Annotated in this window: 12 protein-coding genes; 3 read left to right on the top strand and 9 right to left on the bottom strand. The window is 51.2% G+C overall.

Features of this window, described 5'->3' with window-relative positions:
• Window positions 1–3 precede the first annotated feature (3 nt).
• Window positions 4–387: a LytR/AlgR family response regulator transcription factor gene (locus H8S80_RS12015; protein ID WP_117633237.1), complete on the bottom strand. Its 384-nt coding sequence runs from the start codon at window positions 385–387 to the stop codon at window positions 4–6.
• Window positions 388–609: 222 nt separating this feature from the next.
• Here H8S80_RS12015 and H8S80_RS12010 point away from each other — a divergent pair, with 222 nt between their 5' ends.
• The 3 genes from H8S80_RS12010 to H8S80_RS12000 are packed head-to-tail and all read left to right on the top strand — an operon-like array spanning window position 610 to window position 2,521.
• A complete protein-coding gene (locus tag H8S80_RS12010) occupies window positions 610–1,473 on the top strand; it encodes an AraC family transcriptional regulator (protein WP_029467558.1) in 864 nt (287 codons plus the stop codon).
• 22 nt (window positions 1,474–1,495) lie between these two features.
• Window positions 1,496–1,975 carry a hypothetical protein gene (locus H8S80_RS12005; protein ID WP_117633236.1) on the top strand — a complete coding sequence of 160 codons (480 nt, stop codon included), beginning with the start codon at window positions 1,496–1,498 and terminating at the stop codon, window positions 1,973–1,975.
• A gap of 36 nt (window positions 1,976–2,011) precedes the next feature.
• A complete protein-coding gene (locus H8S80_RS12000) occupies window positions 2,012–2,521 on the top strand; it encodes a GyrI-like domain-containing protein (protein WP_337648750.1) in 510 nt (169 codons plus the stop codon).
• 57 nt (window positions 2,522–2,578) lie between these two features.
• Here H8S80_RS12000 and H8S80_RS11995 read toward each other — a convergent pair whose 3' ends face one another.
• The 8 genes from H8S80_RS11995 to trpB all read right to left on the bottom strand — a co-directional run bounded on the left by H8S80_RS11995 (window position 2,579) and on the right by trpB (window position 12,084).
• A complete protein-coding gene (locus H8S80_RS11995) occupies window positions 2,579–4,309 on the bottom strand; it encodes a carbon starvation CstA family protein (protein WP_117633246.1) in 1,731 nt (576 codons plus the stop codon).
• 226 nt (window positions 4,310–4,535) lie between these two features.
• Entirely contained in the window at window positions 4,536–6,059 is a 1,524-nt protein-coding gene (locus H8S80_RS11990) for a bifunctional metallophosphatase/5'-nucleotidase (RefSeq protein ID WP_117633235.1), read from the bottom strand.
• 2 nt (window positions 6,060–6,061) lie between these two features.
• A complete protein-coding gene (gene phnE, locus H8S80_RS11985) occupies window positions 6,062–6,871 on the bottom strand; it encodes a phosphonate ABC transporter, permease protein PhnE (RefSeq protein WP_002602045.1) in 810 nt (269 codons plus the stop codon).
• A 15-nt stretch (window positions 6,872–6,886) separates the two neighbouring features.
• The gene (gene phnE / locus H8S80_RS11980) at window positions 6,887–7,708 is read right to left on the bottom strand and encodes a phosphonate ABC transporter, permease protein PhnE (RefSeq protein WP_002602046.1); all 822 of its coding nucleotides are present in this window, start codon (window positions 7,706–7,708) and stop codon (window positions 6,887–6,889) included.
• Window positions 7,705–8,463: a phosphonate ABC transporter ATP-binding protein gene (gene phnC / locus H8S80_RS11975; protein ID WP_117633234.1), complete on the bottom strand. Its 759-nt coding sequence runs from the start codon at window positions 8,461–8,463 to the stop codon at window positions 7,705–7,707. Before phnC ends, phnE (H8S80_RS11980) begins: the two co-directional genes overlap by 4 nt.
• Window positions 8,464–8,562: 99 nt before the next feature.
• Entirely contained in the window at window positions 8,563–9,684 is a 1,122-nt protein-coding gene (locus H8S80_RS11970) for a phosphate/phosphite/phosphonate ABC transporter substrate-binding protein (protein ID WP_002602048.1), read from the bottom strand.
• Between the two features lie 41 nt (window positions 9,685–9,725).
• Window positions 9,726–10,700, bottom strand: a complete 975-nt coding sequence (locus H8S80_RS11965; RefSeq protein WP_002602049.1) for a LacI family DNA-binding transcriptional regulator — start codon at window positions 10,698–10,700, stop codon at window positions 9,726–9,728.
• Between the two features lie 166 nt (window positions 10,701–10,866).
• Window positions 10,867–12,084: a tryptophan synthase subunit beta gene (gene trpB / locus H8S80_RS11960; protein WP_002602050.1), complete on the bottom strand. Its 1,218-nt coding sequence runs from the start codon at window positions 12,082–12,084 to the stop codon at window positions 10,867–10,869.
• Window positions 12,085–12,174 lie beyond the last annotated feature (90 nt).

Here is a 12,174-nt window from a genome sequence, read left to right as displayed (position 1 = left end):
TGTCTACAGAACCTTCCGGGCCTCTCTCTCGCACCGGTAACGGTTTAACATATCCACAATCTGCACTCTCGTATACGGCTTAATGATAAAGCCGAACGCACGAATCTTCCACGCTTCCAGCGAGAACCCGGGTATTCCGGATAAGAGCACTACCTCCGGCGGATCCTGAAGCTGATATATCTTGGATGCCAGCGTGATCCCGCTGATATCCGGCATCACCACGTCAGAAAATACGATATCCACCGGATTCTCCTTCACATATTGAATCGCCGCAATCGCTTCGCCGAAGCTGCCGCATAGCTCGACGTCCTCCATCTCCCTTAATATTCTGGTAATTTTCTCCAGAAGCTCCTCTGAATTGTCCACTACAATTGCCCTGATACTCATAACCCCTCCTGATTTTCATCTAAAAAGAAGCCCCGGAATATCGCTATTCCAACAGCCTCCGGTAATCGAAATTATTTCCTTTGTTAAGAAATACGATACCATAAAAATGAAAAGAAGTCTATCTTTATGATAAATTATCCTTCCAGTACCAATAATAAGAGGAAATTGGGATTTATAAATGGTAAAATAGAAAAACAACCAGGAAGACGGAGATCACTTAAAATGGAATGGAACGAAAAATTACAAAGAATCATCGATTATGTGGAAGACCATCTGCAGCGGCGGGAAGAACCCATTGACGAAAACGTGGTATCGGACATTGCGGGCTGCTCCTTTGGTTTCTTTCAGAAGGTCTTTTCCTATATGAATGGAATCAGTTTTTCCGAGTACATCCGCTCCAGAAAACTGACGCTGGCCGGCTATGACTTAAAAAGCACGGATTTAAAGGTAGTTGATATCAGCTATAAGTACGGCTATGCCTCGCCGACCTCCTTTACGAAAGCCTTCCAGCAGTTTCACGGCATAACGCCCAAAGAAGCAAGGGATGGCCGTTCAGAATTAAAAATAGCGCCGAAGATGCAGATATCAAACAGACAGCAGTATTCGTGGCATATCGATCAGAAAGAGTCTTTCCGGCTTATCGGTAAAAGCAAGACATTTTCCTGTAAAAACGGAGAGCACTGCCTCCAGATCCCCGAATTCTGGAGCGAATGCCATGCGCGGGGCGATACGGCGAAACTGATTTCGCTGGACCGCGGTAATCCGAAAGGAATCTTCGGCCTGTTTACCGATTTTTGTGAACAGCGCGATGAGACGGTCTATTCCATCATGGTAATATCCGATCAGGAAGCGCCTCCGGGATTTGACGAGATCGTCATTCCCCCAGCCGCATGGGCCGTCTTCGACTGCCATGGTAAAATACCGCAGTCCATACACCATGGCTGGAAGTATCTTAACGAGGAGTGGCTTATCAAGTACCCCTTTAAGCATGCGCCCTGTCCCGAGTTAGAATGGTACAGTGACGGGGATCAGACCAGCGATACGTATAAGGCCCAGATATGGATACCCATTATAGAAGAGCGATGAAAATGCAGGAAGGAGCAGCGTTATGAGCGAAAAATATACATTTGATGATTTTTTATCCACTGTCGATGGAGATAACCGGGAATTTGTAAGGGAACTGCATGAGGAGCTGACGAAACTCGGCTGCAAAACAGAGATAAAGCAGGCAAAAAGCGGCTATGTCGTCTCCTGCCTTCAGAAAAAAAAGACGATCCTCAACTACGTATTCCGCAGAAAGGGACTGATGGTCCGCATCTATCCAAACCATCTGGCGGACTACATGGAGGTGTTTAATACCATCTCCGACGAGCTGGCAATGGCCATCCAGGACGCCCCCGTGTGCAAACGCCTGTTGGACCCCTCCGCATGCAACTCCAAATGCGCCATGGGCTACGACTTTGTCCTGAGAGGCCAGCGGCAGCAAAAATGCCGCAGCAGTGCATTCTTCTTTTTACTTCGCAGCGATAACAGGGCTTTTGTAAAAGCACTGCTGTTAAACGAGGCAAATACAGCCGTACAAGCTTAAAAATACGTAATTTCTAACCGGAAAGGAATAACAATTATGAAAAACATGGAACCGCCGTTTCGAATCGAGAAAAAAGACAGTTTCCGCGTTGTCGGTCCTGCCATGCGCACAACGAATCAAAAAGGGCAGGGAAGGAAAATGATTCCCGCACACTGGGCGGACTTCAAAGCGAAAGGGCTTGAGAAGGACTTATTATTACGGGCGAATCAGGAACCTTACGGCCTGTTCGGCATTAATATCTATAACACCGATGAAGCCGATCCGCGGATATTCGATTATCTTATAGCGGTATCGAGCGATACGGAGGCGGGGGATGCATTGTCGTCTTATGAAGTACCGGCCAGGACCTGGGCCATCTTCCCCTGTACCCTTGAAACGATCGGAAAGACGGAAGCGCAGGCCATCACAAAATGGCTGCCGAAGTTTAAATATAGACCGTTAAATAAAGGCTACATAACCGGCCGGATGAAATCAAACGCACCGGATCTCGAGTATTATGGAGAGAATGGCCTTGTGGAGGTCTGGATTGCGGTGGAGAAAAAGTAAAGAGTCCGGCAAGCCGGACTCTTTCATGGTAATGCGGCATCCACATCCGCAGCTTATCTATGCGACGACTTCTCCCGCGGACTTCTTTGCGTCTGAGGTCTCTGTATTTTCTGAAGTCTCATCTTTTCCGATCAGCTTCTTAATCCCCTCAAAGGCTACAATCACGCCCAGAATCAGAAGAAGCACTGCGAATACCAGCTGCAGGGCATTGCCGAAGACAAACTGGCCGGAAAGTGCGGTCACCAGTTCCGTGATCTTTAAAGCCAGAGCCGTAAATGTGACGCCAAGCATGATCACCATCGGCCCCCAGAGCATGGCGCCCTGGCGTTTCGTCTTCTTTAAGAATACGGCGCAGGCGATCAGGGCCAGTGCGGAAAGCAGCTGGTTCGCCGAACCGAACAGCGGCCAGATGCTGGCGTAACCGGCGCGGGAAAGCGCATAGCAGAGCACCAGTGTCAGGATGGTGGCAAAATACTTATTGGTCAGAACCTTGTTAAGCGGTGACTGATCCTCCGGGGCGATGCTGTCATCCGTGAAGAATTCCTGGAACGCGATACGTCCCACACGCGCTACGGAATCGAGACTCGTCAGTGCAAACGCGGAAATCGCCAGGGTGATTAACGTATAGCAGACGGATTCCGGAAGCCCGAGGCTTGTCAAAAAGATGGAAATGGCCTGTGCAAACAGCTGCGGCGGCGTTCCTGCCGGAAGTCCTTCCTGTGTGGCGACGAATCCGGCCGCGATCAGCGCCGTAATGGCAAGAAGACTCTCCAAAAGCATGGCTCCAAAGGATACCGGAAGCATGTTCTTTTCATTTTTAATCTGCTTGGAGGCCGTTCCCGAGGCGACCAGAGAGTGGAAGCCCGATACAGCGCCGCAGGCAATGGTGACGAACAGCGCCGGGAATAAATAGGAGACGCTCCCGTTGGCCGCGGTCAGCTTGAAGGCTGTAAAGGAAGGCAGATTCATAGACGGATTGTATACACAGATGCCGAGCACCGATCCCACGATCATGGCGATCAGCAGATAGCTGTTTAAGTAGTCACGAGGCTGTAAAAGCGCCCATACCGGTGTCACACAGGCAATGATCACGTAGATAAATACGAATATCAGCCATGCGCTCTGCGGCACATAGATGGGAAATGCCAGCCCCAGGCCTACGGCCAGTACGAGAAGCGCGATTGCAAACAGCGTGTTAAGCATCTTGGGGAATCTCGTATATTTTAAATAAAAGCCCAGTCCCACGGCAAATACGATGAAGAGCAGCGAGGTCGTCGCAACCGCGCCGTTGGCAGTCACCGTGGCTCCGTTGGCGTCAAAACCATTGAAGGTACCCGCCACGATATCGGCAAATGCCGCTACCACCAGAATGGAGAACAGCCAGGTAAACAGCAGAAACAGCCGTTTTCCAAGTTTTCCGATATAGAGTTCGATGATATAGCCGATGGAACGGCCCTTATTTTTCACGGAGGCATACATGGAGGCAAAATCCTGTACTGCGCCGAAGAACACGCCGCCCAGCAGAATCCAGAGCATAACAGGAAGCCATCCGAACATCGCCGCCTGAATCGGTCCGTTGATCGGCCCCGCGCCGGCAATTGATGCAAACTGGTGGCCAAATACCACGTTGGTATCGGCCGGAACGTAATCCACACCGTCCTCCATCTCATAGGCGGGCGTTTTGGAATCCGGATTGATGCCCCATTTCTTTGCAAGATACCTCCCGTAGATTAAGTACGCGCCGCCCAGCACTACGACGGCAAGAATCATCATTGTTAAGCCATTCATACTCTGTCTCTCCTTTTTCTTCAACCAGACCAATTCCTCCTGTGTCTGGTCAGAGGTTCCGGAGAAAAAAGAGACGCTGCGCCGCAGACAAATCATCCCGTTTTTTCTCCAAACTTCTGATGAAATGGAGTTTATCACTTTACCGTACAGAAATCAATAAAAACTTTATACTTTTTTTATACTTTATTTATATATCTTTTATAACTTACAGTTATATAGAGGCCAATTACCATACCACGGAGAGATCACTCCTTGTTTCTATCTGCACCGTCTCATGCTCTCTTAAATACCGAAGGGCCATCTGCGGCACCTCGGAGCCGATCCGTTTCACCACCCGGCATTTGCGGTAGAAATCATAGCCGCCCGTCCCGCTGGCGCAGTAATCGCTCATACAGAGCGTAAGCTTCCGTCCGCCAATAGGGGCCCCGCCATACAGAAGCTTCGTCACGCGGTCTCCCACCGGTCTGCGCAGATCGAACTCACAGGAAATCCCGGCGAAGAAGTCGTAATTGTAGTGCTCGACCTTAGGCTTTAAAAATACGTCCGAAACCCGCACTTCTCCGTTTTCCACGGTGAAATATTCCGCACACCGTTCCAGCGCCTTCTTCATCACCGTTTCGTCCACTTCCAGAACCACCAGCGTGTTGGCAAACGGGTACACAGACACGATATCCCGTGTTGTCACACGTTTCGCCAGTCCCATCGGTGTGTTCCCCAGCCCCACACAGGAGAGATCCGCTCCCGAATATTCCAGCTGGAGCTGGTTAAAGAAATCGGCTACCCTGGAGCCCTGAAGCGCCATCGCAAGCTTGGACTGCCGGGGAATATCCTCCTCCAGGCTGCCCGCCTTCTCGTCAAGCCACTGCTGAACCCTCTGCTCCAGCGGAAGCAGGGACCGGTACGGTTCCTCATCATGAATCTCCCCCGCCGGATCGATCGAGGCCGAGACGGACACTTCTCCATCCTCACAGGCGATCTCCAGCTTTGCATAGCAGACCGCATTTGCCGGAAGCTGCAGCGTTGTGGTCCCGCTTATCTTCCTGACAGGCACCATCATGTGCTGATGAGCGGTCAGCAGCACGTCGAAATCCAGCTCCCGAAGGATCCGGCATCCCACATTTTCCCCGCTCTCACTCAGCAGGTCTCCGGTTTCCAGATCACATTCATAGCCGCCGTGATAGATGCACACCGTCACATCCGAGATCGCCTTTAAGCACTCCAGTTCCCGTTCTGCCGCCGAGAAGGCGTCGGTCACTTCCAAATCTCTCATATGCTCCGGCTGTTCCCACACATTGACAAAATCGGTTACCACACCGGTTACTCCCAGCCGCAGACCATTTTCCATGGTAAATACCTGGCTGGATATCACTCCCAGGCGGCCTTTCCGGTCCCGGACATTGGCACAGATGCAGCGCGCGTTTAAGGCATTTAAATGATGCTCCAGATACTCATATCCGAAGTTAAAATCATGATTTCCAAGAGTCACCGCGTCGTAACCACCGGCGTTAAAGACGTCCGCAATGGCATGCTCCGCCTCCAGGCCTTCCTTCCTGCCTGCGGACAGGTAAATGGCCATGGGGGACCCCTGTAGCGTGTCGCCCCCGTCCAGGACCAGCGTATTCCCGTCCTTCTGATAATTGGCAATGCAGTTTAACAGTCCGGCCGGCTTCTCGCTCCGTTCCGTATATGCAGAAGGGAAAAGATATCCGTGGACATCTGATGTATAATAAATTTTTGCTGTCTTTCTCATGTTTATCCCCTCGTCAGTTTTACCCTGATTCTCGTGGAAATGTATTCCACAATCAGAACCAGCACAATCAGCCCCACCAGAATGGCTCCCGCCTCGTTCCAGCGATAGGAATTCATGGCGAAGATCAGTGGTGCGCCGATACCGCCCGCGCCTACCAGACCCAGCACAGTGGCATCTCTTAAGTTAATATCAAAACGGTAAATGACCGTCGATGCAAAATTCGGAATCAGCTGAGGCAGAATTCCATACCTGATCTTCTGCATCGTATTGCAGCCGCAGGCGTCCAGCGACTCCAGAATTCTGATGTCCAGATCCTCGATTGCCTCAATATACATCTTGGACACCATACCGATGGAACACACGGACATGGTCAAAAGTCCTGTAAATGCCCCAGGCCCGCTGACACGGATAAACATCAGTCCATAGACAAACGCCGGCACAGTACGGATTGCCATGATGGCCATCCGGCTCAGCCAGGCGATGGGCGCCGGCATCAGATTCGATGCGGACAGAAACGAAAACGGGATCGCCAGTACCGCGCCCACCAGTGTACCCAAAAATGCGATGCAGACGGTCTCCAGAAGAAGGTAGGGCACGCCCTGCATGGTAAAGTTAAAGAGCAGCTTTGGATCGGGATGAAAGATTCCCTTTAAAATGTTTAAGGCGATCTGCCCGCCGTTTGCCCCGCCTCCCGTGAATTCCACCGCGGAACCGGACCATACGATCAGGGCCACCACGATCACCGATACCACAATCTGGTATACCGTGCTGCGCGGACGATCTTTATATGCTTGTTCAATCTGTTTGTTCATTTTCCGCTCTCCCCTCTATACCAGTTTTTTCCGGCAGTAACGGCTCACCGATTCGATGATGAATACCGTAAGAAACAACATCACCAGGATCATGCCGACGCTGGAATACTCTCTCCAGCCCAGCTTTTCATTCAGGATCAGGCCCAGGCCGCCCGCGCCCACGTAACCGAGGATCGCGGCGTACCGGACATTTCCCTCAAAACAGAACAGGCCGTTGGAGATGTAGGATGGGAGTACCTGCGGTATAATTGCGCTGACAAATGCGCGGACCCGCGTAGCCCCGATGGCTTCCACCGCCTCGAAGGCGCCCATATCCACCGTCTCGATCTCCTCATACAGGATTTTCCCCATATAGGCGAATGTGAAGATGGCAATCGCCGTGGTTCCTGCCAGAGTGCCCAGTCCGAATACATAGGTAGCGATCAGAGCGGTTACCAGCGTAGGAAGCGTTCTCACAATACTCAGGAACAGCCTCATGACACTGATCACCAGCCTGCTCTTAATCACATTGGTGGAAGCCGCCATGGCAAACGGTACCACCAGCACCGCGCCGACTACCGTACCTAAAAGCGACATTTTGATGGTATCAAATAGCGGTTTCCAGATCTGTGACATATAGGAGACCCTCGGCGGGATCATCATGCCCAGTATGACGAAAAACTGATTTCCCCTCTCGGCCAGAACCCTCAAGTCAAATCCGGTTATCTTCACGGAAATGGCCGTCATAATCAGCAGGATAACCGCAACGAGAGGCAGACGCGAAGCCGGTTTTTCAATTGTCTTACCATTGGAAATCGTCATTTTCTTCGGCGGAAAGACCTTGTCGTATAAACTCATCCGGCCACCTCCTGCTCCAGCTTCCCTTCGTAGATATTGTTCAGGATCTCTTCATTGACATCGGATACGGGGCCGTCATAGACGATCTGGCCCGCACGGATGCCGACCACGCGGCTGGCGTACGTGAGCGCCAGTTCCACGTGGTGAATGTTAAGAAGAATGGTGATATTCATCTCCTTGTTGATCCTCTGGAAGTCCTCCATAACCTGCTTGGCCGTTACCGGGTCTAAGGATGCCACCGGCTCATCCGCCAGGATGATCTGCGGATTCTGCGCAAGGGTTCTCGCCAGGGCCACTCTCTGCTGCTGCCCGCCGGAGAGCTGGTCCGCGCGCACAAACGCCTTGTCCAGAATCCCCACCTTATCCAGAGCCTCCAGGGCCGCCAGCTTGTCATCCTTCGGATAGATCCCGAGGAGTGCCCTAATAAAGGACAGATCCGGCACCTTTGCCATCAGCACGTTATTGATGACCTTTGTCCGGGTCACTAAGTTAAACGACTGGAAGATCATGCCGATCTTTCTGCGGAAACGGCGGAGTTCCTTACCTTTCAGCTGCATCACATCGGTTCCGTCCACAGTAAGCTTCCCCTCGGTGATGTCGTGCATCCGGTTAATGGTCCGCAGAAGCGTGGATTTCCCGGCGCCGGAAAGGCCAATGATCGCCACAAATTCTCCCTGCTCGATCTTTAAATTGACATCCTTCAGTGCGTTGAAACCATTGGGGTACGTCTTTCCTACTTTATCAAATTCAATCATGCTCCTACCTCGACTTTAGTATTTTCTCATGGAAACCCAAAAGGAGGCGCCGTAAACCATATTTCTTTACGGTGCCTCCTTAATAATCGTGCTTATCGCTTATTTGGCATTTAATTCCTGAATCATCTTCTGTGCTGCGCGCTCATTATCGTAATCGGAAGACTGTGCAGGCTCATATCCCATATGGCTGTAAATGGCGATTACCTTCTTGCCATCTTCTGTCTTTCCAATGTTGATAAAGGCATTCTGAATGGCTGTCTTAAAGGCGTCATCCATAATCTTGGAAGTCTTGCTTACGCTGACTGTATCGTTATAGATTGGAGGAGTTACACCGATCACATTCGTCTCTTCCCAGATCGATCCGCTTCTTCCATACTCGGAATTCCACTTTTCTTCATAGTCTCTGCGGGCGTCTGCGTATGTACAGAGGACATCCACCTGTCCGGAAGCCAGTCTTGCAAATGCGCTGCCGTAAGAATCGGACTGAACCGCATGCCCAAGATCCAGAATGTTCTTCTCAAAGTTCTCCTGAAGCCATAAAGACGGATAGATGTATCCGGCCGGTGATGAGGAAGACATCACGCTCCAGTTTGCGCTGCTCAGATCATCAAAGGTCAGCGCTTCTCCGCTGTTAACCTTCTTTGCCAGCTCCTGCCCTTTTTCGGATGGTCCTGCGATCATCAGCGCACGGTAGGAAGTAACCTGCTGGTCTGTCGGCTCTGTTGCCTTGCCGTCATTCCAGTCCTTGGCGCTGTCGGAATTCTTGCTCAGTCCGTCACGGGTTGCTGTCAGGATAACATCGGCACCATCGTCGTAAAGCACATACGTTCCGCCTGGAATCAGACCGATATCCGCGGTTCCCGCGGAAAGGGCCTCGCCTACTGCCTCATAGCTGGTACCTACTGTGATAACCACCTCACCGATATCATACCCTTCCTTGGCGAGTTCTGTCTTTAACATCTCCTTTAATGGTTCTGTTGCCGTTACAATCTCTTCCGGTTCTCTGGAAGGAACGAAGTATACGTTCAGTTTGTCAATCTTCTTATTTTCCGCCGCAGCCGTCTGTTCCTCAGACCCTTTTTCCGCTGCTCCGGAAGCAGTTGTCTCCACTGCAGCCTTGGTATCTGCCGCGGTATCCTTCTGTCCGCCGGATCCTGAACATCCGCTGACCATTGCTGCACACAGTGCAATTGCCATCATTACAGAAACTGATTTTTTCATAACGCTCTCCTTTACCTGATCCATCTTCTCTGGGGTTACCGTTATGCGCTGTCGCCAACCTCTAGCTTGGTGGGAAGATAAATTGTCATGTTGTCGCTGCGTCCGCCCTGGATCTGTTCCAGGAGAAGTTTGATCGCTGTCTGCCAGACAATCTCCGGAAACATACGAACCTTGGTGTACGTCGGCCACTGGGATTCCAGTGTCTCGATATCCTTGTAGATCACCACGGCCACATCCTTGGGTACCCGGAGCCCCGCATCAAAAAATGCCTCCAGCACCCCTTCGGCCACCTCGTCGCTGCCTAAAAGCACCGCTTCCGGCAAATGCCCCGACGCTGCCGCCTGTCTTGCAAGCTCGTATCCGCCATCCCGGCTGAACTCCCCGATAAAGAAGTGATTCTCATCGTAACAGCCCCGCTCCCGGAAGGTCTCTCTCAAGCCCTCCAGTCTCCGGTAACCGATGCGCAAGTCTCCCTCTTCATAAAGTCCGCCTATGTACCCGACACTCCGGTACTGCTTTCTGTCCAGAAGATAGTAAAGCATCTCCCGTATTCCCTTTGTAAAGTCCATGACGATACAGTCGTACTCGTAGTCCTTTGGATCCGAATTAATAAACACGATGGCGAAGCTCTGCATCCGCAGACTCTCCATCTCCGACTCGGAGAAGACACCAAAGGCGATGATTCCGTCGTAATGTGACGGTGCCGCCTTGTCCATACGTACAAACTTCACGTCGGTCTTTTCCGCCATGGTCTTTGCAATGCAGTCCAGAGAAGAAATCCGGATATTCGGCCTGTCCTTCCTGATGATGTGCCAATCCGCAACTCCTATGACAATTTCCTTTTCTTTCTGCGCATGCCGCATTCTGGGTGGGACATAGTTTAATTCGTGGGCAATTTTAAATATCTTCTTTCTTACTTCAGGACTTACCACAATGGTGTCATCCTGATTCAGCACACGCGATACCGTCGTACTCGAGACATTCGCCAGCTGAGAAATTTCTTTAATTGTAGCCATGTTTTATATCCTCACCTTTCAATTTTATTATAGTTCCATTATCTTCCAGAGTCAATGAAAATAGTAAATATTTACTGAAATTTTACTAAGAAATAAAGCGTCCTTTACAAATCGAAAAGGGAGACCGTTTACCGGCCTCCCCTCACTGTACGTGGCAGTCTCACAGTTAGTCTAAAAACTGATCGCCATATCCATAATGTTCCACCACATAGTCAATATCCTTATCGCCTCTGCCGCTTAAGCACACCAGGATCGAACCCTGTCTCATCTCCTTCGCCCTGCGCATCGCGTATGCCACGGCGTGAGAGCTCTCAATCGCGGGAATGATTCCCTCGTAGCGGGACAGCTTGAAGAAAGCTTCCATGGCCTGCTCGTCGCTGACTGTCTCGTATTTCACACGGCCCAGGTCATGTAAAAATGCGTGCTCCGGTCCTACCGACGGGTAGTCCAGACCGCTGGCAATGGAATATACCGGCGCCGGTTCTCCGTTCTCGTCCTTCAGCATGATGCTCTCAAAGCCATGCATGATGCCCTTTTCTCCAAACTTCATGGAAGCCGCATGGTCGCCTAACTTCTCGCCTCTGCCTAAAGGCTCCACGCCGGTGATGTCCACGGGATCATCCAGGAATGGAATGAACATACCGATGGAGTTGCTTCCGCCGCCGACACAGGCGCACACCTCGTCCGGGAACATCCCTGTCATCTCATAAAACTGGTCTCTCGCCTCGTATCCCACGACTGACTGGAAATCACGCACCATCAACGGGAATGGATGCGGGCCCAGCGCGGAACCGATACAGTAGATCGAGTCCTTATAATTCTTCGCATACGATTCGAAAGCGGAATCAACTGCTTCCTTTAAGGTCTTGAGACCGTGTGTCACAGGCACCACCTTGGCGCCCAGAATCTTCATTCTCGTCACATTGGGAGCCTGCTTCGCAATGTCGACTTCCCCCATATGGATCTCGCACTCCAGGCCAAAGAAAGCCGCAGCCGTGGCCAGAGCCACGCCGTGCTGGCCAGCTCCTGTCTCCGCGATCAGACGCTTCTTTCCCATGAACTTCGCCAGAAGTCCCTCGCCCATGCAGTGGTTTAGCTTATGAGCCCCTGTGTGGTTTAAGTCCTCTCTCTTTAAATAGATCTGGCAGTTGCCGATGCTTTTGGAGAGACGCTCGCAGTGGTAGACCGGCGTCGGTCTGCCCTGGAACTCCTTCCTGATTCTCCGCAGTTCGTTGATAAACTGGGAGGAGTGGCAGATCGTCTGGTACGCGTCCGCGATCTCCTCAAAAGCCGGGATCAGTTCATCCGTTAAATAAGCGCCTCCATAAGGGCCAAAACGCCCGTCTTTGTCCGGGTAGTTCTTCAAATATGTCCTGTAATCCATATCCTTCTCCTTTATAACTGTTTTTGTTAGCCGCTAAGTGTTTACAGTATAGCATAAATAGGGGGCGCTTGAAAGACTTGCGGCGTTACT

The organism is Hungatella sp. L36, from assembly GCF_014288035.1.
Note: the sequence above shows the minus strand (reverse complement) of the source record. Positions and strands in the feature narration are given on the sequence as shown.

Bases quoted from the DNA above. Each gene is read 5' to 3' on its own strand.
- H8S80_RS12015 (WP_117633237.1), bottom strand. From the start codon at position 387: ATGAGTATCAGGGCAATTGTAGTGGACAATTCAGAGGAGCTTCTGGAG.
- H8S80_RS12010 (WP_029467558.1), top strand. From the start codon at position 610: ATGGAATGGAACGAAAAATTACAAAGAATCATCGATTATGTGGAAGAC.
- H8S80_RS12005 (WP_117633236.1), top strand. From the start codon at position 1,496: ATGAGCGAAAAATATACATTTGATGATTTTTTATCCACTGTCGATGGA.
- H8S80_RS12000 (WP_337648750.1), top strand. From the start codon at position 2,012: ATGAAAAACATGGAACCGCCGTTTCGAATCGAGAAAAAAGACAGTTTC.
- H8S80_RS11995 (WP_117633246.1), bottom strand. From the start codon at position 4,309: ATGAATGGCTTAACAATGATGATTCTTGCCGTCGTAGTGCTGGGCGGC.
- H8S80_RS11990 (WP_117633235.1), bottom strand. From the start codon at position 6,059: ATGAGAAAGACAGCAAAAATTTATTATACATCAGATGTCCACGGATAT.
- phnE (WP_002602045.1), bottom strand. From the start codon at position 6,871: ATGAACAAACAGATTGAACAAGCATATAAAGATCGTCCGCGCAGCACG.
- phnE (WP_002602046.1), bottom strand. From the start codon at position 7,708: ATGAGTTTATACGACAAGGTCTTTCCGCCGAAGAAAATGACGATTTCC.
- phnC (WP_117633234.1), bottom strand. From the start codon at position 8,463: ATGATTGAATTTGATAAAGTAGGAAAGACGTACCCCAATGGTTTCAAC.
- H8S80_RS11970 (WP_002602048.1), bottom strand. From the start codon at position 9,684: ATGAAAAAATCAGTTTCTGTAATGATGGCAATTGCACTGTGTGCAGCA.
- H8S80_RS11965 (WP_002602049.1), bottom strand. From the start codon at position 10,700: ATGGCTACAATTAAAGAAATTTCTCAGCTGGCGAATGTCTCGAGTACG.
- trpB (WP_002602050.1), bottom strand. From the start codon at position 12,084: ATGGATTACAGGACATATTTGAAGAACTACCCGGACAAAGACGGGCGT.